Source organism: Streptomyces sp. NPDC006207 (assembly GCF_040613835.1).
Classification (GTDB): domain Bacteria; phylum Actinomycetota; class Actinomycetes; order Streptomycetales; family Streptomycetaceae; genus Actinacidiphila.
The window spans coordinates 38,034-58,904 of sequence record NZ_JBEXSX010000033.1; the positions used below are offsets into that span (position 1 = coordinate 38,034).

Here is a 20,871-nt window from a genome sequence, read left to right on the forward strand (position 1 = left end):
ACGTGTTCCGCCGTCGCCGGATGATCATGGAAGCGGCCTGTGGACAACCTCGTACGGCCCCCGCCCCCAGGCACGCTGTCGCCCGCCGCTCCGGCGGTCCCGTACACTTTCCATGGCGATCCGGGTCACCGGGTCGACTTCGCACGCCCCGCCACCGCCCTACAGCGAGCGGTGGACGCGCTCCTCGGTCCCTCGTGGCACGGCGCGTTCGGGGCGTCAGGCGCGGCCGCCGTCCGGCGACCGCGAAAACCGAGTACCCCTAGGAGTACGGCCATGGCCGTCGTCACGATGCGGGAGCTGCTGGAGAGCGGCGTCCACTTCGGGCACCAGACCCGCCGCTGGAACCCGAAGATGAAGCGCTTCATCTTCACCGAGCGCAACGGCATCTACATCATCGACCTGCTCCAGTCGCTGTCGTACATCGACCGCGCCTACGAGTTCGTCAAGGAGACCGTCGCACACGGCGGCACCATCCTCTTCGTCGGTACGAAGAAGCAGGCCCAGGAGGCCATCGCCGAGCAGGCGACCCGCGTCGGCATGCCCTACGTGAACCAGCGCTGGCTGGGCGGCATGCTCACCAACTTCTCGACCGTCTACAAGCGCCTGCAGCGCCTGAAGGAGCTCGAGGAGATCGACTTCGAGGACGTGGCCGCCTCCGGCCTCACCAAGAAGGAGCTCCTGGTCCTCTCCCGTGAGAAGGAGAAGCTGGAGAAGACCCTGGGCGGCATCCGCGAGATGCAGAAGGTGCCGAGCGCCGTCTGGATCGTGGACACCAAGAAGGAGCACATCGCCGTCGGTGAGGCGCGCAAGCTCCGCATCCCGGTCGTCGCGATCCTCGACACCAACTGCGACCCCGACGAGGTCGACTACAAGATCCCGGGCAACGACGACGCGATCCGCTCCGTCACCCTGCTGACCCGTGTGATCGCCGACGCCGTCGCCGAGGGCCTCATCGCCCGCTCCGGTGCCGCCACCGCCGGTGACAAGGCCGAGGGCGAGCCGCTGGCCGCCTGGGAGCGCGAGCTGCTCGAGGGCGACAAGGCGAAGGCCGAGGAGACCGCCGCCGAGGCTGCTCCGGCTGCCGAGGCCGCTGAGGCGCCTGCCGCCGAGGCCGCTGAGGCGCCCGCCGCCGAGGCCGCGCCGGCTGCCGAGACCGCCGAGGCGCCCGCCGCCGACGCCGAGCAGGCCTGAGCCTCAGCCCGCCTTCCGATGCGTGTGAGGACGGCGGGGGCTCCGGCCCCCGCCGTTCGTCCGTAGAACCACCGCTCACCGGATCCACCGACTTCCGAGAAGAGACTGACAGACCATGGCGAACTTCACCGCCGCCGACGTCAAGAAGCTCCGCGAGCTGACCGCCGCGGGCATGATGGACTGCAAGAAGGCGCTCGAGGAGGCCGAGGGCGACCTGGACAAGGCCGTCGAGATCCTCCGCGTCAAGGGCCAGAAGGGCGTCACCAAGCGCGAGGGCCGCTCCGCCTCCAACGGCGCCGTCGTGTCCCTGATCGCCGGTGACAACAGCGAGGGTGTCCTCGTCGAGCTCAAGTGCGAGACCGACTTCGTCGCCAAGGGCGACAAGTTCATCGCCGCCGCCGACGCCCTCGCCGCCCACGTCGCCGCCAGCAAGCCGGCCGACCTGGAGGCGCTGCTCGCCTCCGAGATCAAGGACGGCCAGACCGTCCAGGCCTTCGTCGACGAGGCCAACGCCACCCTCGGCGAGAAGATCGTCCTGGACCGCTTCGCCCAGTTCACCGACGGCTACGTCGCCTCCTACCTGCACCGCACCAGCCCGGACCTGCCCCCGCAGGTCGGTGTCCTGGTCGAGCTGGACAAGGCCGACGCCCAGGTCGCCAAGGACGTCGCGCAGCACATCGCCGCCTTCGCCCCCACCTTCCTGTCCCGCGAGGAGGTGCCCGCCGAGACCGTCGAGAACGAGCGTCGCGTCGCCGAGGCCACCGCCCGCGAGGAGGGCAAGCCCGAGGCCGCCCTGACGAAGATCGTCGAGGGTCGCGTCAACGGCTTCTTCAAGGAGAACGTCGTTCTCGAGCAGGCCTTCGCCAAGGACAACAAGAAGACCGTCCAGAAGGTCCTGGACGAGGCCGGCGTCTCGCTCAAGCGCTTCGCCCGCTTCCGCGTCGGCGTCTGAGCGACCACCGCGCAAGCGATTGACCGACGGCCCCGCTAGGGTCGTACGCAGCCGGCCGCTCACCGGCAGGCCGCAGTTGTGACGAGGAGGCCATTGCCCACAGGGAACCATCACGGACCCTCGGCAATGGCCTTCTTCGTACGTGCACGAGGAGATCTCCATGGAACAGGACGCCGACAAGGCACCCACCGCCACCGGCAGCACCCACAAGGGCCGGTACCTGCTCAAGCTCTCCGGCGAGGCCTTCGCCGGCGGAGGGGGACTCGGAGTCGACCCCGATGTCGTGCACACGATGGCCCGCGAGATCGCCGCCGTCGTCCGCGATGGCTACGAGATCGCCGTCGTCATCGGCGGAGGCAACTTCTTCCGCGGTGCCGAACTCCAGCAGCGCGGCATGGACCGGGCCCGCTCCGACTACATGGGCATGCTCGGCACGGTCATGAACTGCCTCGCCCTCCAGGACTTCCTGGAGAAGGAGGGCATCCAGTCGCGGGTGCAGACGGCGATCACCATGGGCCAGGTCGCCGAGCCCTACATCCCGCTGCGCGCCGTGCGCCACCTGGAGAAGGGCCGCGTGGTGATCTTCGGCGCCGGTATGGGCATGCCGTACTTCTCCACCGACACCACCGCCGCGCAGCGCGCCCTGGAGATCCACGCCGAGGCGCTGCTGATGGGCAAGAACGGGGTCGACGGGGTCTACGACGCCGACCCCCGCTCGAACCCCGACGCGGTGATGTTCGACGCCCTGGAGTACGCCGACGTCATCGCCCGCGACCTGCGCGTCGCGGACCTGACGGCGATCACGCTGTGCCAGGACAACAAGCTCCCGATCCTCGTCTTCGAGCTGCTCGCGGAGGGCAACATCGCGCGGGCCGTGAAGGGTGAGAAGATCGGCACGCTCGTCAACGACACGGGCGCCCGCTGACGGACGGCGCCGGCCGCAATCCGGCCTGCGATCCGCCCGGAACGGGGATGGACAAGACGCTGCCGGTCGGACACCGTGCAGGAAAGACGCGCGCAAGGGCCGAGGCTCTGCCTTCTGAATACCAGGAGCACATGGTGATTGAAGAGACCCTCCTCGAAGCCGAGGAGAAGATGGAGAAGGCCGTCGTCGTCGCCAAGGAGGACTTCGCCGCGATCCGCACCGGCCGCGCCCACCCGGCGATGTTCAACAAGATCGTGGCGGACTACTACGGTGCCCCGACCCCGATCAACCAGCTCGCCTCCTTCGCGGTGCCCGAGGCGCGGATGGCCGTGATCACCCCGTTCGACAACTCGGCGCTGCGCAACATCGAGCAGGCGATCCGGGATTCGGACCTGGGCGTCAACCCGACCAACGACGGCCGTATCATCCGGGTGGTCTTCCCGCAGCTCACCGAGGAGCGGCGCAAGGAGTACATCAAGGTCGCCCGCGGCAAGGCGGAGGACGCGCGGATCTCGATCCGCAGCGTGCGCCGCAAGGCCAAGGAGACCCTCGACAAGCTCGTCAAGGACGGCGAGACGGGCGAGGACGAGGTGCGCCGCGCGGAGAAGGAGCTCGACGACACGACCCACAAGTACGTGGCGCAGGTCGACGAGCTGCTCAAGCACAAGGAAGCCGAGCTGCTGGAGGTCTGATCCGGCACACCGCCGGACCGGACCCTCGGCGCCGCAGGCCCGCGGCTGAGCGACTCATCCACCCACCCACCCACCCACCCACCCATCCGACCGACCCGGACCGGACGAAAACGCGAGGCGAAACTCCGTGAACGACTCTTCTTGGGGGCCCTCGCCACATGCCGGTTCCTGGGGAGGCGAGGATGAAGGGGCCACCCGGATGGGCGGCCCCTTGTTCCGCGACGACGCCCCCGAACCGGAGCGGCACTCCGCCCGGCCCGACCGTTCCGTGCCGCAGCCCTCGGCAGCGGGTGGGAACGGCGGCCGGGCGAAGAAGAGCGCGGGGCGCAACCTGCGCGCCGCGATAGGCGTGGGTGTCGGCCTCGGGGTCGTCATCATCGCCTCGCTCTTCATCGTCAAGGCCGTCTTCGTGGGCGTCGTCGCCGCAGCGGTCGTGGTGGGCCTGTGGGAGCTCACCTCGCGCCTGGCCGAGCGCAAGGAGATCCGGGCTCCCCTGGTGCCGCTCGCCGTCGGCGGCGCCGCCATGGTCGTCGCGGGCTACGTGCGCGGTGCCGAGGGCGCGTGGGTGGCGATGGCGCTCACCGCGCTCGCCGTACTGGTGTGGCGCATGACGGAGCCTCCGGAGAACTACCTCCGCGACGTCACGGCGGGCGTGTTCGCCGCCTTCTACGTGCCGTTCCTTGCCACGTTCGTGGTGATGATGCTCGCGGCGGGCGACGGCCCGTGGCGGGTCTTCGTCTTCCTGCTGCTCACGGTGATCAGCGACACCGGTGCCTACGCCGTCGGTTGGCGCTTCGGCACGCACAAGCTCGCTCCCCGCATCAGCCCCGGCAAGACCCGTGAGGGCCTGGTCGGCGCGATCGCCTTCGCGATGGCGGCGGGGGCCCTGTCCATGCAGTTCCTGATCGACGACGGCCGGTGGTGGCAGGGTCTGCTGCTGGGCCTCGCGGTGGCCGCCAGCGCGACCCTCGGCGACCTCGGCGAGTCCATGATCAAGCGGGACCTCGGCATCAAGGACATGGGCAAGCTGCTGCCCGGCCACGGCGGCATCATGGACCGCCTCGACTCGCTGCTGCCGACCGCCCCCGTGGTGTGGCTGCTGCTGGTCGTCTTCGTCGGCTCGGGCTGACCCCCGCAAGCCGGCCGTCAGCAGCTCAGCCCGGCTGCGACCCCGTCGCCACGGGCCGGGCGGGGTCCGCGCTCCACTCGCTCCACGAGCCGACGTACAGCGCGGCGTCGATCCCTGCGACGGCCAGGGCCAGCACCTGCTGCGCGGCCGAGACCCCCGAACCGCAGTACACGCCGACCCTGCCGCCGTCCGCCGTGACCCCCAGGGCGGCGAAACGGCCGGCCAGTTCGCGGGCGGGACGGAAGGTGCCGTCGGCGGTGACGTTCCCGGACGTCGGAGCCGACACGGCCCCCGGGATGTGACCGCCCACCGGATCCAGCGGCTCGACCTCGCCCCGGTAGCGCTCGGCCGCCCGCGCGTCCAGCAGCACCCCCGTACGGGCCAGCGCCGCAGCGTCGTCGGCGCTCAGCACCGGCAGCGCGCCCGGTACGGCCTCGAAGTCGCCGGGGTCCGGTGCGGTGGCCCGTGTGGTCAGTCCGCCGCCGCCGGCCGTCCAGGCGGGCAGTCCGCCGTCCAGCACGCGTACGTCGTCGTGGCCCGCCCATCGCAGCGTCCACCAGGCCCGTGCCGCGGCCCAGCCCTGGCCGCCGTCGTGGACGACGACCCGGCTGCCCCTGCGCACCCCGGCCCGCCGCATCGCCGCCGCGAACACCCCGGCGTCCGGCAGTGGATGCCGGCCGGCCGGGCCCGCCGGTCCGACGAGTTCCGCCTCCAGGTCGACGTACACCGCGCCCGCGATGTGACCTGCCTCGTACGCCGCGTGCCCGGACGGGCCTCCGCGCTCGTAGCGGACGTCCAGGAGCACGGGGGCGGTACCGTCGCGCAGGGCGGTGGCGAGCTCCGCGGCGCTGATGATCGTGTTCACCGGCCCATCCTGGCGCAGCCCGGCCGGGCCGGGAAGCCGGCCCTGCGTGCGGCGGTCTGCCGCTGCGCGGCCCACGGCCGACACCCCTCCCTGACCTGCGCTGTCGCCGCTCGTCGTGACGTCGGTCGCACGGTGCGGTGGCCCGTGACGCTGGTCGGCGGTCGGTCCGCCGCTTACACTCGAACGTGTGTACGAGCTTCCTCCGGATCCGCAGCGCCTGCGGGTGATACGCCTCTATCTGCAGATGCAGATCGCCGCAGTCGACGCCAAGATCCAGGAGGCGGAATCCGGTTCCCTGGTGCCGGCCGGGGCGGAGGCCGGAGATGACGCCGTTCGGCGGACTCGGGGCGGGAAGCGCGGTCGCACCTCCGCCTGGCGGCTGCAGAGCGTGCCCGATCCGCGCGGCGGTGCGGGGCGGGGCGTCCTTCATCGCGACGACTGCCGCGTGCCCGGGGGTGGGCGGCTGAACCGCCAGGAGTTCGAGGTCGCCCTCGGCATGCCGGACGTCGCGCCGTGCGAGATCTGCCACCCGGAATCGGAGCGCACCCCGTGAGATCCAGGACCGCGTCCGCGTCCCGAGTGGCCCGACGTGACGGTCAGTCAAGTCGCTGCGCGGCACCCGCCCGAGCCGGTCCGGCGCCCCGAACCGCTCGGAGCAGGACGGCCATCCGCCGGGTCCACCCACGCAAGATCACCCGGGCTGTGGCGGAATCCACGGTTCCGGCAACGGCATTGTCACACCCTGCGCGCACACTGTGTACGTGCCGTCGCTCCGGAAGGGAGGCCGTCGGCGCGTGCGCGTGTCCAGGGCGGGGAGAGCGGGGGAAGTGATGAGCGGTCACCGGACGGTGGAACAGATCCTCGGTGAGCGGTGGGAGGAGTACGCCGAGGAGGCACTCGCCGAGGCGGGGCAGGATCATCCGGGCCGGGCGATGGTCGTCGAGGCCTTCGGCGAACCCGAGCTGTTCGAGGAACTGATCGCGCCCTTCGGGCCCCGGTGGCCGGGGTCGGCGGCGCCCCCGGCCGGCCCTCGGACCGATCCCGACGAACTCGCCGCCAAGGTCCTCGCCGAGCTGGCGGACGACGAGGAGGTAAGCGAGGGCGACGCGTGGGGTGTCCCGCAGCGCGGACGTACCCTCCCTCGCCGACGAGCGCGGGCTGCCGGACCTGTGGTCGTCCGACGTCGAGGAGCTGTGCACGGTGCTGCGGTCGTGGGAGGACCGCTTCGGCATACGCCTGCTGGCGCTCGACCGTGAACGCCTGGTCGCCTCGGTGGCCGCACCGCCGACCACCATGGCCGAGGCGCTCGCCGTGGCGGCGGAGCACTTCGCCTTCTCGCCGGACACCATCACCCAGGCGGGTGATCACGACACCCTGCGTACCTTCGCGGCCCACGAGCTCCTGGGCAAGCAGATGTGGGGCTTCTGGTGGGACTGACCGGGCCGGCCCGGCGCGCTCGCGACCGCGTGCCCTCCCCGGGTGCCGGGCGGGAGGGCACGCGACGGTGGGAGCGGGTCAGCTCGTCTCGGTCTCCGGGCATGTGCGCGGGATCGGCCGGGAGGCGTCGGGGTGCGCCGGGCGGAGGGGCTGGAAGTAGTGCGTGAGGGCCCAGAGGCCGACGCGGGCTCCCGTGAGGCAGCCTGCGGTGTCTGCCGTCCGGGTGTGGATGCCGGCCCACACACGGGCGTCGATCATGTCCTGGTTGAGCTGCACGGCGTCGTCGTAGTGCCGTGTGGTGCCCGTGGCGTCGGACGTGAAGGTGAGGTCGATGCGAGTCGTGCCGAGGAGCCCCGTCAGGGTCTGGGCCACGGCGCCGGCGACCGCGGCGTGCCCGCTGATGTGGTCGGGGTGAGGTGGCGTGACGAGCAGCGGCTGCCACAGCGGATCCGGCTCGGTCGCCGGGTTGCCGTCGGTTCCGGCCAGTTGGACGGCCGTGATCGGCCGCCAGGATCCGTAGTGGAGCTTGGCGTCCCACGCGGTGATGACGGCGTCGGTCGCGGCGGAGTTCGCCGCGGCGAACAGCCGGGCCGTGTCGGCGATGTCCAGGCCGTGGCGGGCGCTGTGGTCGCGGAACGCGGCCTGGAGCTGCACGGCCAGGTTGCCCCCGAAGAACAGGGCGGTCTCGGTCTGCGGCGCGGTGCGGGGCGAGCCCGTCCGTGCGCCCATGGTCCTCACCTCGTTCACGTCCCGGGCGTAGCGGGCCGAGGTCAGGGCGGGCGGCGGCCCGGGCCGGAACTGGGACGGTGAGGCGAGCAGCAGCGGCCGCAGCCGGGCGAGCCAGGTGTCGATGAACGGGAGGTTCCCGGGCAGCGTGGGCCGCCAGACGCCCGGAGTCGGCGGGGTGGTGAAGTCCACCGCCGCGAACCGGCCGTCGCCTTGCCGTAGTTGGATGACGCGGTCGGCGGCGCGCGCCCCGAAGGCCACACCCTGCCGCTTGGCGTTGCCGTCGGGGATCCGGGCGAGCGAATCGGCGTACGCGGTGTCGAGCAATGTGCGGGACGCGGGGAAGTCGGAGAGCAGGACGTGGTGTGCGGCGGTCACTGCCGCCGCCTCCGGCGACGCGCCGGCGGGCCCGCGGGCGTGCCACTTGTAGGGTGCGTAGCGGCCCTCGATGCCGACCACGGCGTTGTAGACGGCGACCGAGACGAACCCGTGCCAGACGACGGCCTGCCCCGAGGGCCGGGTCGGGCCCAGGCTGGTGCCGATGACGTCCGTGGCGATGGCGTTCCACTCACGTATCGCGGCCGGATCGGCCGCGGGCTCCCGGCCCTTGCCCGCGGCCTGGGCCGGGGCGAGGGCGCCGGCCGACACCGCGGTGGCGGCGAGGGCCGCGGACACGACCATGCCGGTGAGCCGTCCGTACCACCGCGAGAGCCGCCCGGAGGGCGGCGCGGTCCTGTCTGCAGCACTCATGGGGAGACTCCTCGTCGACATCGGGCCCGAGCCGGACCGGAGGGAATTCCGTTCCGGTTCGGGCCACATCGACGTGGTTCCTACCCATGGCCGGGCGTGACGGCCGCCTGGCCCGTCAGGTGCGCGGCCGGTTCCCGTCCGCCGCCTCACAGGCGGGACCCACCCTGGGCTGACGGCCTCTCGTACGACCGGCCACACCGGTGCCCGTCGTTCGGCGGGCGCACACTGCGACGGGCCGTCGACCCGGGCCGGTCAGGGGATGGCGACCGGGGGCGGCTGGAAGGTGCCCGGCAGCGGGCTCCAGGCACTGCAGACCGGCAGGGCACCGGTGATGGTGCAGCGGCTCTCCGCCACGTCCCCGCGGAAGGTGATGACCTTGACCGACAGTTCCGATACCGAGGAGGTGCTCACGCTCGCGCCGCACACCCCGGTGCCGGGGTACCCGGGGAGCGCACTGAGGTCCTGCCAGGTGTAGGTGCCGCCCACCGGGACGGTGTCGCGCTGACCGATGAACGTCCGGCCGCGGATCACGGCGACGGAGAAGTCGCGGTTGGTCGTGTTGGCCACGCCGGTGGAGTCGATGTCACACCCCGAGAGCCTGCCGGGGCCGGGGTAGGGGGCCAGGAAGGGCCCGCGCCCGGGGCCGAGGAGGGGACCGGCCGGGTCGAGGACCGGGCCGTTGCCGGTGGTGTCGAGGAGGGGCCCGCGACCGGGGCCGAGGAGGGGGTCGGTGTCGAGGAGAGAACCGGAGCCGAGCAGAGGGCTGAGGCCGAGTCCGGGACCGATGCCGAGTCCGGGACCGGGACCGGGACCGGGGTCGAGATCTCCGTCGGGGTACGGGTAGTCGTCATATGGATCGGGCCACGGGAAGCTCGACGCCGGCGACCCGGGCGAGGCCGCGTCGTTCGTGTCGGCGGCCTGAGCCGTCGTCAGGGAGGCCGCGGATATCGCGGTGGCGATCAGGGCCGCCGGCACCACCGTGCCGACGAGCCGTCCGAACCGTCGAAGGGACCGCCTGGAGGGCGGAGGGGTCCTGTCTGCAGGACGCATGGAGACACTCCTCGTCGATCTCTGGCCGGCACCGAACCGGAGGGCCTTCCGGCACGGCTCGGGCCCCTGTCGACGGGATCCGTACCCGCGCCCACCGGCGTCCGGCGCCAAGGTCATCCCAGTGGCGCAGCCCGTTCTCGGCCGCCGGGCCGCGCTCACCCGATCGACGCCCCGCGCCTGGACAGACCCTGACCGTGCGTGAGCCGTACAGCACTGGCCAACGTTCGCGGGGTGCGGGCGGCCCCGGGAGCCTCAAGGTGCAGGCCAGGAAGCATTCATGACATATATGTGGAAAACGGGTGTGGCCCGGAAGGATCCCGAGCGAGGATGAGGTGGCTGAGGTGGCGGAAGCCCCGACGGACGAGTCGGCCGGCGAGAGGTCGGTCGAGGAGGGGGGATACCGGCAGGAACTGAAACGTACCCTCGGCTCCTTCCAGGTCTTCGCGATCTCGTTCGCGTTCATCTCCGTGGCCGTCGGCATCTTCTCCACCTACGACGACGTGCTGCAGAACGCGGGCCCCGTCGGCATCTGGCTGTGGATCCTCGTCGCGGTCGGGCAGTCCCTGGTGGCCCTGGTGGTGGCTCAGCTCGCGGGACGCATCGCCCTCAGCGGCTCCTCGTACCAGTGGGCCTCACGGCTGGCGAACCCGAAGGTAGGGTGGGGATTCGGCTGGCTGACGTTCTGCTACCTGGCGATCGCCGTGGTCGCCATCGACAACGCCCTCGCGAGCCAGGCGTTCATGCCGCTCGCCGGCATGAGGCCGGACGAGGACACGGCCCGCGTCATCACGCTCGTGGTGCTGCTCGTCCAGGCCGTGCTCGCGGTGGCGTCCACCCGCCTCGTCAGCCTGGTCAACAGCGCGGCGGTCGGGCTGGAGCTGGCGCTCGTCGTGGTGATGGCGGTCGCGCTCGTCGTCGCCGCGGCGGTCACGGGGAACGGCGCGGTCGGCAACCTCACGTCGCGCGGCATCACCGAGGGCGCCCCGCACTACTTCACCGTCGGCGGCGGGCTCATGATCGCGATGATCATGGGCCTGGCCACGCTCGTCGGCTTCGATTCCGCGGCGAACCTCGCCGAGGAGGCCAAGGACCCCTACCGCAGCGTCCCCCGAGCGATCGTCGGTTCGGTCGTGGCGGCGGGGCTGCTGGGCATGCTCTTCCTGATCACGCTCACCGTGGCCATCGAGGACATTCCGCGGATCAGCCGCGACGGCTCCCCGGTCGCCACGATCATGCGTGACCAGCTCGGCCCGGTGACGGAACGGACGCTGCTGGTCGCGATCACCTTCGCCTTCTTCGGGGCGGGGATGGTGGTGATGGTGGCGTGCTCGCGGATCATCTTCGCGATGTCGCGCGACGGGCGCTTCCCCGCGCACCGGATCATGCGACGGGTCAACCCGCTTACGCACACCCCGATCCCGGCCACCGTGCTCATCCTCGCCATGGGGGTCGTCCTGATGGTGGCGCTGCCGGGCGCCGCACTGCTGGAGCTCATCACGGCGTCGACGATCCTCCCGGCGCTCATCTACGGCTCGACGATCGTCCTCTACCTGGCGGTACGCCGGCGCCTGGGCCGCCGCAAGGGCGCCTTCGACCTGGGACGCCTCGAGCTGCCTGTCGCCCTCGCCGCCCTGGCTTGGACGGTCGTCGCGCTCATCGCCCTGGTGACACCGCGCGAGGCGCTGGTGCCCCTGGTGATCGTGGTGGGCCTGCTCGTCCTCGGCGGGCTGTTCTTCCTCGGCATGCTGGTCTTCGACCGCCGGTCACTGGAGGCCGAGCCCGGCGGGGTCGACGTCTTCAAGCACTGAGCTGCCGCGAACGCGGCGGCCGGGGCCGCTGACGGCACGATCACGGAACCAGCGGTCAGGCTTCCCATCGGGCCGGCAGGTCGTCGCGGATCCGCTTGAGATCCCCGGTCGTGCGTCCGTGCGCGTGGAGCCAGCACCGGTCGAGCACCCCGTCGCGGCGCAGCAGGCGGCCCGGGGCCGCGTACCAGCGCAGGGGTGAGTCCTCCGTGGCGGCCCACATCGGGTGGTCGGGCAGGTCGACCCGCGTGTAGCGCGCCGCGAGGTTCGGCAGGAGAGCGTCCGGCAACTCGCAGGCGCCGTAAAGGCTTCCTGCCCCGAGCAGCGACTCGCTCAGCACCAGCTCCACCCAGGCCACGGACATGCGGTCGAGGAACGGGACCCACCCCTCGTGCGACTCCACCACCACGGGCGGATCGTCCTGCTCGACCCGGTCCAGTGGGATGCCCCATGACGCGCAGTCCTGGTTCTCTACGCGGAAGACGAGGACGCCGCCGAAGCCGTCGTCCACATGCAGACCCATCGGCGGGACCAGTGGATCCTGCTGCCTGGTCAGGTCCTCGCGGCGGCCGAGCAGCGCGTAGCCCTCCCGCAGGGCGGCGGGAAGCTCGAAGCCCAATTCGGCCTCGGCGGCATCCAGTTCGGCGGCGGTGCAGCCGTCCTCGGGACGCAAGGGGCGTCCCGTCCACTCGTCGGCGAACCGGCGCACGAAGTCCCAGGCCTGGGAGCGGCTGGTCACCCCGCCTCGCAGCGCCACCGCCACGTCGAGAGCACCGGACATGACGCATACGCTACCGTCCGCGTTCCCACCTGGGCCTGAGTGTCGGAGCCGGGTGCTGGCTTCCGCGGTCCAAGGGAAACGGGAAGGGCCTGGCCGACGAGCTGGTCCAGGAGGCCGGCACGCACTCGATCCTGGACATCTTCCGGGTCATAGGGCCTGACGAGACCCCGGAGTACAGCACCGTGGAATCTGTGACGGCCGTGCACACGTCAAGGATTTCGACGTCTTCCCCCGGTCGCGGTGGGTCGGACGGTGCGCAGTGCTGCACGACGACGAGGGCGTCCCTCAGGAGATCTACCTCTGGGGCCACTCAGGCGACTGAACGGCACGCCTGGCCGCGTTCCTCGGTCGCCGACCAGAGATGGGACGAGTCGATCAAGGAGAGGTGAAACTGCTCTGGCTCCCGGCATGGACGACCCGGTCCGCTACTGGTTCTGTTTGCTTCGCTCCGCCGCCTGGGCGGGGGTGTCGTAGTAGCCGGGTTTCGCCAAGAGCACGGAGCTGAAGTAGTAACCCTGCTCCTCTTCTGGCTCATCGTCGGCAGCGAATGGGCGCCAGAAGCCCAGGAGCAGGTCAGGAGCAAGGAAGGTCGCCGGATCGTCCGGATCCGGGTCAACGGTGGCGTACTCGCGCATGTGCTCGATTACTTCGCGTGCAGGGAGCGCGAAGACGTCCAGGTCTCGGAACGTCACTCGGTCGGTCTGCGCCAGGGGTCTCCCCAACTCGATGGCCTGCAGGGTGCCCTGCATGCACTCCATGCTGATCATGAGGCCGCTGGGGCGAAAGATGTGTTGCCCTGGGCGGTCGGACTCGGAGAGTGCAGAGTGATCGCGGAGCGAGTCCAGCGCCGCATTCGCTGCTTCCCGGGGCATGCCGATCTGGAGCGGACCGACGCCGAGCGGCGGGAGGAGATCAAAGTGCATACGGGCATGATGCCAAGCGGTCTTGTCCAAGCCCCGCCGGCCGCCATGGAACCGCTTCCGCCGGTCGTGGCCGAGGCCCGACGGCTAGGCGTCGGAATCGTGTAGGGCCGAACTGGCGAGAGGGCCCGGCTGACGGAGGTCTAGGGATCGGCCGTCCGAGGTCGCACAAAGACGACCAACACCTCCGGATCGCTTTGCTCTTCGGGGCCTGAGACTGCGATCCCTTCTCCAAGCTCCCGATCCATGCCACGCTCGCGACGTGATGACACCACAAGAACTGCTGGAGGCATGTCCGCCCGGTGAGGGGCCATATGCCTGCCCTTGCTGTCACCTGCTGACCCTGGAGTCGCGGTGCCGCTGGGAGATCTGCGAGGAGTGCGGATGGGAGGACGACGGCCAGGACGACCTCAACGCGGACGAGGTGTGGGGCGGACCGAACGGCTCGTTGAGCCTGACCGACGCCCGCCAGGAGTACGCAGACCACATCGCAAACCTCGGGACGGAGAAACCCGCGTCAGTCACGGTCGGCGGTGAAGGGCTGTGGTGGACTGCCGCCCAGCAGCTCATGCGCGACCAGGGGTACACCCCCTAGCGGACTTGGCCAGGGTGAGAGCATAGTGCTGATCACAGTCAGTTGACACCCGGTCGCATTCCGTCGTCGGGTTCCAGGTCGCCTCAGTCCACTGGATAACACTGCGGTCGCTCACCGCTCCCCTCCCTCGTGCCTACGAAGCCATTGCAGTGGCCAACCCGTACGTACGCCGCCATATTCGAACGCGCGAACGACGGTATTTGGTCGAGCCGGTTGCCACCAAACCGAGCAGGACGCCGACAAGCCGGAGCCTGCGGCCTGTCCGCCACTCAAGCCGAACAGCCGCAGACAGGGGTGTCACTGTGGCCTTTAGGCTCCCATTCATGATCGGCGGGGCGTGCCCCGCAGTGGTGAAAGGGGGCTGGGGTGGGCTGGTGGAATGGGACGCCGGAGCGTCGGGAGCGGTGGGTGCTTGATCCACTGGTCGGGGTGGGGCCACTGCGGTTTGGGATGGATTCCGGCGAGGTGAAGGCCGCCCTGGGCGGGCCGCGCGACGGCGCCACCTGGGTCGCGGCCGATGGCACGTTGCGGGTTGAGTACCCGGGGATGGGCCTGAACTGCATGTACGCGCGAGGGACGAGCCTGGTCGCCGTGGCCGTCGACGCTTTCCAAGGCCCCCTGGTCCGGGTCGGTGAGGTGGAACTGATCGGTCGAGTTCCGTCCGAGGTGCGTGCTGAGATCCACGACCTTGCCCGCCGGGAAGAGGCCGCGGTGCGGGTGAACTGGAGTGGGGACCCGGAGATCGCGGCCTGGGGGGTGTCCATGGGCACCGAACCCGATGGCGAGCTGTCCGCCGAGGGCTATCCGGTGCAGAAGGACAGGGTGATCACCTCAGTGCTGCTCGTCGGGCCCGAGCTCGCGCACGACCCCTACGCGACAACGCCGGTGATGCACTGGCGCGACGTCACCGGCCGGGGACGAAACCCCGGGGCCTGGCCGGTGACCCCCGGACGTGACCGTCCGCATTGGGACTGGGTGCCGCTGGAGCGGGTGGGCCCGCTCCGCTTCGGGATGAGCCCGCCCCAGGTGGCGGACGCCCTGGGCGGCGAGGTCCCGGCGGGTCGGATCGGCCACTTCCCCTTCTGGCTCTACGCCACGGACGGGCTGTGGAATCTGCACGAGGACCGCTTCGAGAATGCCGGTGTGAGCGCGCACTACTGGACGAACCCGGACGGCGTTCCGCGGCTGGGCGCCGTGACCGCGTACGGGCGCACCGGGCCGCAGGTCCTGTACGCCGACATCCCCCTGGTCGGTGCGGCGCCCTCCTCTCTCGGAGCGGCCATCCTCCGGCATGTCGAGGACCACGACCTGGGCCTGTGCTTCAGCCCCAGCGGTGCGATGACCCCGTCCGGGGTCAACCTGGCCCTGGACACGGTGAGGGCCGGAGACGCCGCCGTCAGCGAGCCCACGTTCTACGCCGAGCACTGGGAGGGGTAGGGAGCGCGGACTGACCTTGTCTCCCCGGACAGCCCAAACACGCCAGAGGGGAGCCGGTCCAACGTCGGACCGCCGTGGTGGGCAAGTGTCAGCAACGATGCGGATTTGGTGCCAACTGGGGGGCGAAGAGACGCCCGTTGCACCTGCTAGGGGGAGGTGTGGATGTCAGGTAGCTCGAAAAGGCTCACTCGCGCCTCCCGATGCAGGTGCTCCCCGGCGATGGGCGCGCAAGGCTGGGCCGTCTCCGGGCCGTGCAAGGTCGGCCGGCGACAACAGAGGGCGCTGGAGGGTGACGGGGGCCTCACCCATCCGACCTGGGGGCGCCGGATCGATCTGCGACACTGGATGAACCATGCCTGCACCCGGAGAACTCACATTCGTCGCGCCGCGCGGAGTCAAGAAGCCGCCGCGGCACCTTGCCGATCTTTCGCCCGAGGAGCGCCGGGAGGCGGTCGCGGAGCTGGGGGAGAAGCCGTTCCGCGCCAAGCAGCTGTCGCAGCACTACTTCGCGCGCTACGCCGATGACCCCGCCGCGTGGACGGACATCCCGGCGGCGGCGCGGGGGAAGCTGGCGGAGGGGCTGCTGCCGGACCTGATGTCGGTGGTGCGGCACAGCAGCACGGACAACGACACCACGCGCAAGACGCTGTGGCGGCTGTTCGACGGCACCCTGGTCGAGTCGGTGCTGATGCGCTACCCGGACCGGGTGACGATGTGTATCAGCTCCCAGGCGGGCTGCGGCATGAACTGCCCGTTCTGCGCCACCGGCCAGGCCGGGCTGGACCGGAACCTGTCGACCGGGGAGATCGTGCACCAGATCGTGGCGGGCATGCGCTCGCTGCGGGACGGGGAGATCCCGGGCGGCCCGGCGCGGCTGTCGAACATCGTGTTCATGGGCATGGGCGAGCCGCTCGCGAACTACAAGCGTGTCGTCGGCGCCATCCGCCGGCTGACCGATCCGGAGCCGGACGGGCTGGGGCTGTCCCAGCGGGGCATCACCGTGTCGACGGTGGGCCTGGTCCCGGCGATGCTGCGCTTTGCCGACGAGGGCTTCAAGTGCCGTCTCGCGGTGTCGCTGCACGCGCCCGACGACGAGCTGCGCGACACCCTGGTGCCGGTGAACACCCGCTGGAAGGTGCGCGAGGTGCTGGACGCCGCGTGGCACTACGCGGACGTGTCAGGGCGCCGGATCTCGATCGAGTACGCGCTGATCCGGGACATCAACGACCAGACGTGGCGGGCGGACCTGCTGGGCCGGCTGCTCAAGCGTCGCCGCGTGCACGTCAACCTGATCCCGCTCAACCCGACCCCCGGCTCGAAGTGGACGGCCTCGCGGCCCGAGGACGAGCGGGCGTTCGTCGCGGCGCTGGAGGCGCACGGCGTGCCGGTGACCGTCCGGGACACCCGGGGGCAGGAGATCGACGGCGCCTGCGGGCAGCTGGCGGCTTCCGAGCGCTGATCTGCGCTTGCTAGGGTGACGGTCGTTTGCGGCCGTGCGCCGCGACGCCAGGCACAGCACACAAAAGAACATCCGACAGGGGAGCGCGGAAAGCGCTGAGAGTGCGGCACGGCCGCAGACCCTCGGACCTGATCCGGGTCATACCGGCGTAGGGAGTCACCACATGAGCACCATCCGTCGGCGTGCGGCCGGCACCGTCCTCGTCGTCGCGCTCGGCGCGACCGCGCTCGCCGCCTGCGGCAGCGACGGCGGGGACACCGCCAAGGGCAAGGGCGGCACCGCCTCCAAGACCGTCACCCTCGTCAGCCACGACTCCTTCGCCGCGTCGAAGGGCGTGCTGAAGGAGTTCACGAAGCAGACCGGCTACACCGTCAAGGTGCTGCGCGGCGGCGACGCCGGCGCCGCGGTCAACCAGGCCGTGCTGTCCAAGGGCAACCCGCAGGGCGACGTCTTCTTCGGCGTCGACAACACGCTGCTGTCCCGGGCCCTCGACAACGACCTGTTCGAGCCGTACCAGGCCAAGGACCTCGACAAGGTGCCCGCCGCACTGCAGCTGGACGCCGCGGAGCACCGCGTCACCCCGATCGACTTTGGCGACGTCTGCGTCAACTACGACCGGAAGTACTTCACCGAGCACGAGCTCCCCGTGCCGGAGAGCTTCGACGACCTCGTCAAGCCCGAGTACAAGGACCTGCTGGTCACCGAGAACGCCGCCACCTCCTCCCCGGGTCTGGCCTTCCTCCTCGCCACCACCGCGAAGTACGGCGACGGGGGCTGGGAGGACTACTGGAAGAAGCTCAAGGCCAACGGCGTCCAGGTCGTCGACGGCTGGGAGCAGGCGTACTACGACACCTTCTCCGGCGCCGGCGGCGGCAAGGGCGACAAGCCGCTGGTCGTCTCGTACGCCTCCAGCCCGCCCGCCGAGGTGCTCGGTCTGAAGACACAGCCCGAGCACGGGCCGACCGGTGTCGCGAGCGGCACCTGCTTCCGGCAGGTGGAGTTCGCCGGCCTGCTGAAGGGCGCCAAGAACACCGAGGGCGGCAAGGCGCTCGTCGACTTCCTGCTGAGCCGCGCCTTCCAGGAGGACATGCCGCTCAACATGTTCGTCAATCCCGTCCGCGACGACGCGAAGCTGCCCGAGGTCTTCACCAAGTACGCGCCGGTCATCAGCGAACCGGCCACCGTCGCCCCGGAGAAGATCGCCGGGAACCGGGAGCAGTGGGTCAAGTCGTGGTCCTCGCTCGTGCTGAAGTAACGAAGACCGCCGAGGGGACGCGCGCCGGGGCGGCGGGCGTCCGGCCGCTCGCCGTACGGCTGGGCCTGATCGCCGTGCCGGTCGCGTTCTTCGGGCTGTTCTTCGGCTACCCGGTCGCCGCCATCGTCGCCCGCGGGCTCCGCGAGGGCGGGCGGTGGCGGTTCGGCCGGTTCGCGCAGGTGCTGGGCGAGCCCGACATCCTGCACGTGCTGTGGTTCACCTGCTGGCAGGCGGCCGCCTCCACCGCGCTCACCCTGGCGATCGCGCTGCCCGGCGCGTACGTCTTCGCCCGCTTCGACTTCCCCGGCAAGCAGGTGCTGCGCGCGGTGGTGACCGTGCCGTTCGTGCTGCCGACGGTGGTCGTCGGCTCGGCCTTCCTCGCGCTGCTGGGGCGCGGCGGGCTGCTCGACGAACTGTGGGGCGTGCGCCTGGACACCACGGTCTGGGCGATCCTCCTCGCGCACGTCTTCTTCAACTACGCCGTGGTCGTACGGACCGTGGGCGGGCTGTGGGCCCAGCTGGACCCCCGGCAGGAGGAGGCCGCGCGGGTCCTCGGCGCGGGACGCCTCGCGGCCTGGCGCAGGGTGACGCTGCCCGCCCTGGCCCCCGCGGTCGCCGCGGCCGCGCTGATGGTCTTCCTCTTCACCTTCACCTCCTTCGGCGTGATCCAGATCCTCGGCGGGCCCACCTTCTCCACCCTGGAGGTGGAGATCTACCGCGAGACCGCGCAGTTGCTGGACCTGCCGACGGCGGCCGTGCTGACGATCGTCCAGTTCGCCGCCGTCGCGGTGATCCTCGCCGTGCACGCCGGGACGGTACGGCGCAGGGAGAGCGCGCTGCGGCTGGTGGATCCGGCCCGCACCGCGCGCCGGCCGCGGGGCGCCGGCGAGTGGGGGCTGCTCGCGGGCGCGCTCGGTGTGGCCGCGCTGCTGATCCTGCTGCCGCTGGGTGTGCTGGCCGAGCGCTCGCTGCACGGACCGGACGGCTACGGCCTCGGCTACTACCGGGCGCTGGGCTCGGTGGCCGGCAGCGGCGGGACCTTCCTGGTGGCGCCCGTCGCCGCGGTCTGGAACTCGCTGCAGTACGCGGCCGCCGCCACCGCGATCGCCCTGGTCGTCGGCGGGCTGGCCGCGGCCGCCCTCACCCGGCGGGCCGGGCGCCTCGTGCGGGGCTTCGACGCCCTGCTCATGCTGCCGCTCGGCACCTCGGCGGTGACCATCGGCTTCGGCTTCCTCATCACCCTCGACGAGCCGCCGCTGGACCTGCGCTCCTCGTGGATCCTCGTGCCGCTCGCGCAGGCACTGGTCGGCGTGCCCTTCGTGGTGCGCACCATGCTGCCGGTGCTGCGTGCCGTGGACGACCGGCTGCGCGAGGCGGCGGCGGTGCTCGGCGCCTCCCCGCTGCGGGTGTGGTGCGAGGTCGACCTCCCGCTGGTGCGGCGGGCGCTGCTGGTGGCCGCGGGCTTCGCCTTCGCCGTGTCCCTGGGCGAGTTCGGCGCCACCGTCTTCATCGCCCGCCCCGACAACCCCACCCTCCCGGTCGCGGTCGCCCGCTTCCTCGGGCGGGCCGGGGAGCTCAACTACGGCCAGGCGATGGCGCTCAGCACCGTGCTGATGCTGGTGTGCGCGGGGGCGCTGCTGGCGCTGGAACGTATCCGCATCGACAGGTCCGGGGAGTTCTGATGACCCTGCTGCGACTGGACGGCGCCACCGTGCGCTTCGGCGGCCACACCGCCCTGGACGCCGTCGGCCTGGAGGTCGCCGAGCACGAGACGGTCTGCGTGCTCGGGCCCAGCGGCAGCGGGAAGTCGACGCTGCTGCGGGTCGTCGCCGGGCTGCAGCCGCTGGACGCCGGGCGCGTCCTGCTGGCCGGCCGCGACCAGCAGGGGGTTCCCGTGCACCGGCGTGGCGTGGGCCTGATGTTCCAGGACCACCAGCTCTTCCCGCAGCGTGACGTCGCCGGGAATGTTGACTTCGGTCTGCGCATGCGCGGCGCGGGGCGCACCGAACGGGAGCGCACGGTCGAGGAGTTGCTGGAGCTCGTGGGCCTGCCCGGCGCGCAGCGGCGCGCCGTCGCGTCCCTGTCCGGCGGCGAGCAGCAGCGCGTCGCCCTGGCCAGGGCCCTGGCACCCGGGCCGCGGCTGCTCATGCTCGACGAGCCGCTCGGCCAGCTCGACCGGAGCCTGCGCGAGCGCCTGGTCGTCGAGTTGCGCGGGCTCTTCCGGCGGCTGGGCACCACGGTGCTGGCCGTCACGCACGACCAGAGCGAGGCCTTCGCGCTGGCCGACCGCGTCGTCGTCATGCGCGACGGCCGGGTCGAGCAGGCCGGCACCCCGCTGGAGGTGTGGCAGCGGCCCGCCTCCGAGTTCGTCGCCCGCTTCCTCGGCTTCGACAACGTGGTGGCCGCCACCGTCACCGGCGACGCCGCCGACACCGCCTGGGGCAAGGTCCCCGTCCCCCCGGGCTCCCCGCAGGGCGCCGGGCGGCTGCTCGTCCGGCCCGCCGGGGTACGGCTCGTCCCGGCCGCCGACGGGCTGCGCTGCGACGTGCTCGCGCGTACCTTCCGCGGCGACCAGGTCACCCTCCTCCTGCGCCCCGAGGAGGGCCCCCCGCTGGAGGCCGGCTGCGCCCTGCGGGACGCCCCCGCCGAGGGCGACACGGTCGGCGTCTCCTTCACGGCGGACGAGGTCGTGGTCCTGGGCGGGTAGGGGCTGCGGCAGCCTTCCGCCGCCGAGCGACCTTCCGCGGCCCGGGTGGGTCGCCCCGCCCCGGGGGGCAACTCATGGAGCGCGCACGACGTGACATCTCGGCGGCGACGACGGTGGCTTCGGCGCTGCTGCTCTTGGCCGGCGGGGTGTTCGTACCGGCCGTCCCGCACCGGCACGGCCTGGAGAGCGTGGGCG

The 20,871-nt window shown here is 71.5% G+C and carries 20 protein-coding genes and 1 riboswitch; of the genes, 14 read left to right on the forward strand and 6 right to left on the reverse strand.

What is annotated here, in order from left to right:
* Positions 1-273: 273 nt before the first annotated feature.
* The 5 genes from rpsB to ABZ312_RS25280 all read left to right on the forward strand — a co-directional run bounded on the left by rpsB (position 274) and on the right by ABZ312_RS25280 (position 4,889).
* The gene (rpsB, locus tag ABZ312_RS25260; RefSeq protein WP_500325700.1) at positions 274-1,191 is read left to right on the forward strand and encodes a 30S ribosomal protein S2; all 918 of its coding nucleotides are present in this window, start codon (positions 274-276) and stop codon (positions 1,189-1,191) included.
* A gap of 115 nt (positions 1,192-1,306) precedes the next feature.
* A complete protein-coding gene (gene tsf / locus ABZ312_RS25265) occupies positions 1,307-2,143 on the forward strand; it encodes a translation elongation factor Ts (RefSeq protein WP_500325702.1) in 837 nt (278 codons plus the stop codon).
* Between the two features lie 160 nt (positions 2,144-2,303).
* Positions 2,304-3,068: a UMP kinase gene (gene pyrH / locus ABZ312_RS25270; RefSeq protein WP_499514239.1), complete on the forward strand. Its 765-nt coding sequence runs from the start codon at positions 2,304-2,306 to the stop codon at positions 3,066-3,068.
* A 134-nt stretch (positions 3,069-3,202) separates the two neighbouring features.
* A complete protein-coding gene (gene frr, locus ABZ312_RS25275) occupies positions 3,203-3,760 on the forward strand; it encodes a ribosome recycling factor (protein ID WP_319140848.1) in 558 nt (185 codons plus the stop codon).
* A 127-nt stretch (positions 3,761-3,887) separates the two neighbouring features.
* Positions 3,888-4,889 carry a phosphatidate cytidylyltransferase gene (locus tag ABZ312_RS25280; protein WP_500325704.1) on the forward strand — a complete coding sequence of 334 codons (1,002 nt, stop codon included), beginning with the start codon at positions 3,888-3,890 and terminating at the stop codon, positions 4,887-4,889.
* A 25-nt stretch (positions 4,890-4,914) separates the two neighbouring features.
* On the opposite strand, the gene ABZ312_RS25285 is transcribed toward ABZ312_RS25280, so the two are convergent.
* Positions 4,915-5,754 carry a sulfurtransferase gene (locus tag ABZ312_RS25285; protein WP_500438845.1) on the reverse strand — a complete coding sequence of 280 codons (840 nt, stop codon included), beginning with the start codon at positions 5,752-5,754 and terminating at the stop codon, positions 4,915-4,917.
* A 187-nt stretch (positions 5,755-5,941) separates the two neighbouring features.
* Between ABZ312_RS25285 and ABZ312_RS25290 the strand changes: the two genes are divergently transcribed.
* Positions 5,942-6,307 carry a DUF6233 domain-containing protein gene (locus tag ABZ312_RS25290; protein WP_500438846.1) on the forward strand — a complete coding sequence of 122 codons (366 nt, stop codon included), beginning with the start codon at positions 5,942-5,944 and terminating at the stop codon, positions 6,305-6,307.
* Positions 6,308-6,867: 560 nt separating this feature from the next.
* The gene (locus tag ABZ312_RS25295) at positions 6,868-7,191 is read left to right on the forward strand and encodes a DUF4253 domain-containing protein (RefSeq protein ID WP_500325710.1); all 324 of its coding nucleotides are present in this window, start codon (positions 6,868-6,870) and stop codon (positions 7,189-7,191) included.
* Positions 7,192-7,269: 78 nt separating this feature from the next.
* On the opposite strand, the gene ABZ312_RS25300 is transcribed toward ABZ312_RS25295, so the two are convergent.
* Positions 7,270-8,667 (reverse strand): vanadium-dependent haloperoxidase, encoded by a 1,398-nt coding sequence (locus ABZ312_RS25300; protein ID WP_500438847.1) that lies wholly within the window; start codon positions 8,665-8,667, stop codon positions 7,270-7,272.
* A gap of 252 nt (positions 8,668-8,919) precedes the next feature.
* On the reverse strand, positions 8,920-9,717 hold the full coding sequence (locus ABZ312_RS25305; protein WP_500356658.1) for a hypothetical protein: 798 nt from the start codon (positions 9,715-9,717) through the stop codon (positions 8,920-8,922).
* 341 nt (positions 9,718-10,058) lie between these two features.
* On the opposite strand from ABZ312_RS25305, the gene ABZ312_RS25310 reads away from it, so the two are divergent.
* Positions 10,059-11,525, forward strand: coding sequence for an APC family permease (locus ABZ312_RS25310; RefSeq protein ID WP_500438848.1), 1,467 nt, complete (start codon positions 10,059-10,061; stop codon positions 11,523-11,525).
* A 55-nt stretch (positions 11,526-11,580) separates the two neighbouring features.
* Here the strand turns inward: ABZ312_RS25310 and ABZ312_RS25315 are convergent, their stop codons facing one another.
* On the reverse strand, positions 11,581-12,303 hold the full coding sequence (locus tag ABZ312_RS25315) for an SMI1/KNR4 family protein (RefSeq protein WP_500438849.1): 723 nt from the start codon (positions 12,301-12,303) through the stop codon (positions 11,581-11,583).
* 425 nt (positions 12,304-12,728) lie between these two features.
* Positions 12,729-13,226 (reverse strand): hypothetical protein, encoded by a 498-nt coding sequence (locus ABZ312_RS25320; protein ID WP_500356655.1) that lies wholly within the window; start codon positions 13,224-13,226, stop codon positions 12,729-12,731.
* A 262-nt stretch (positions 13,227-13,488) separates the two neighbouring features.
* On the opposite strand from ABZ312_RS25320, the gene ABZ312_RS25325 reads away from it, so the two are divergent.
* Complete coding sequence (locus tag ABZ312_RS25325; protein ID WP_500325866.1) at positions 13,489-13,818, forward strand: CPCC family cysteine-rich protein; 330 nt, start codon at positions 13,489-13,491, stop codon at positions 13,816-13,818.
* Here ABZ312_RS25325 and ABZ312_RS25330 read toward each other — a convergent pair.
* The gene (locus ABZ312_RS25330) at positions 13,790-13,933 is read right to left on the reverse strand and encodes a DUF5131 family protein (protein ID WP_500438850.1); all 144 of its coding nucleotides are present in this window, start codon (positions 13,931-13,933) and stop codon (positions 13,790-13,792) included. The genes ABZ312_RS25325 and ABZ312_RS25330 overlap by 29 nt on opposite strands.
* A gap of 335 nt (positions 13,934-14,268) precedes the next feature.
* Here ABZ312_RS25330 and ABZ312_RS25335 point away from each other — a divergent pair, with 335 nt between their 5' ends.
* From ABZ312_RS25335 to ABZ312_RS25355, 5 genes are all read left to right on the forward strand, one after another.
* Complete coding sequence (locus tag ABZ312_RS25335) at positions 14,269-15,255, forward strand: hypothetical protein (RefSeq protein ID WP_500438851.1); 987 nt, start codon at positions 14,269-14,271, stop codon at positions 15,253-15,255.
* A gap of 352 nt (positions 15,256-15,607) precedes the next feature.
* Complete coding sequence (rlmN, locus tag ABZ312_RS25340; RefSeq protein ID WP_500438852.1) at positions 15,608-16,714, forward strand: dual-specificity RNA methyltransferase RlmN; 1,107 nt, start codon at positions 15,608-15,610, stop codon at positions 16,712-16,714.
* Positions 16,715-16,781: 67 nt separating this feature from the next.
* A riboswitch (TPP riboswitch) is annotated at positions 16,782-16,886 on the forward strand.
* On the forward strand, positions 16,878-17,969 hold the full coding sequence (locus tag ABZ312_RS25345; RefSeq protein WP_500438853.1) for a thiamine ABC transporter substrate-binding protein: 1,092 nt from the start codon (positions 16,878-16,880) through the stop codon (positions 17,967-17,969). (Overlaps the previous riboswitch by 9 nt.)
* A 68-nt stretch (positions 17,970-18,037) precedes the next feature.
* Positions 18,038-19,651, forward strand: a complete 1,614-nt coding sequence (locus ABZ312_RS25350) for an ABC transporter permease (protein WP_500438865.1) — start codon at positions 18,038-18,040, stop codon at positions 19,649-19,651.
* Positions 19,651-20,676 carry an ABC transporter ATP-binding protein gene (locus ABZ312_RS25355; RefSeq protein WP_500438854.1) on the forward strand — a complete coding sequence of 342 codons (1,026 nt, stop codon included), beginning with the start codon at positions 19,651-19,653 and terminating at the stop codon, positions 20,674-20,676. The genes ABZ312_RS25350 and ABZ312_RS25355 overlap by 1 nt, the downstream gene beginning before the upstream one ends.
* Positions 20,677-20,871: the final 195 nt, after the last annotated feature.

Coding starts and splice junctions, on each gene's coding strand:
- ABZ312_RS25335 (WP_500438851.1), top strand. CDS start 14,269: ATGGATTCCGGCGAGGTGAAGGCCGCCCTGGGCGGGCCGCGCGACGGC.
- ABZ312_RS25315 (WP_500438849.1), bottom strand. CDS start 12,303: ATGTCCGGTGCTCTCGACGTGGCGGTGGCGCTGCGAGGCGGGGTGACC.
- ABZ312_RS25305 (WP_500356658.1), bottom strand. CDS start 9,717: ATGCGTCCTGCAGACAGGACCCCTCCGCCCTCCAGGCGGTCCCTTCGA.
- ABZ312_RS25345 (WP_500438853.1), top strand. CDS start 16,878: ATGAGCACCATCCGTCGGCGTGCGGCCGGCACCGTCCTCGTCGTCGCG.
- pyrH (WP_499514239.1), top strand. CDS start 2,304: ATGGAACAGGACGCCGACAAGGCACCCACCGCCACCGGCAGCACCCAC.
- ABZ312_RS25300 (WP_500438847.1), bottom strand. CDS start 8,667: ATGAGTGCTGCAGACAGGACCGCGCCGCCCTCCGGGCGGCTCTCGCGG.
- tsf (WP_500325702.1), top strand. CDS start 1,307: ATGGCGAACTTCACCGCCGCCGACGTCAAGAAGCTCCGCGAGCTGACC.
- rpsB (WP_500325700.1), top strand. CDS start 274: ATGGCCGTCGTCACGATGCGGGAGCTGCTGGAGAGCGGCGTCCACTTC.
- ABZ312_RS25320 (WP_500356655.1), bottom strand. CDS start 13,226: ATGCACTTTGATCTCCTCCCGCCGCTCGGCGTCGGTCCGCTCCAGATC.
- ABZ312_RS25355 (WP_500438854.1), top strand. CDS start 19,651: ATGACCCTGCTGCGACTGGACGGCGCCACCGTGCGCTTCGGCGGCCAC.
- ABZ312_RS25325 (WP_500325866.1), top strand. CDS start 13,489: ATGACACCACAAGAACTGCTGGAGGCATGTCCGCCCGGTGAGGGGCCA.
- rlmN (WP_500438852.1), top strand. CDS start 15,608: ATGCCTGCACCCGGAGAACTCACATTCGTCGCGCCGCGCGGAGTCAAG.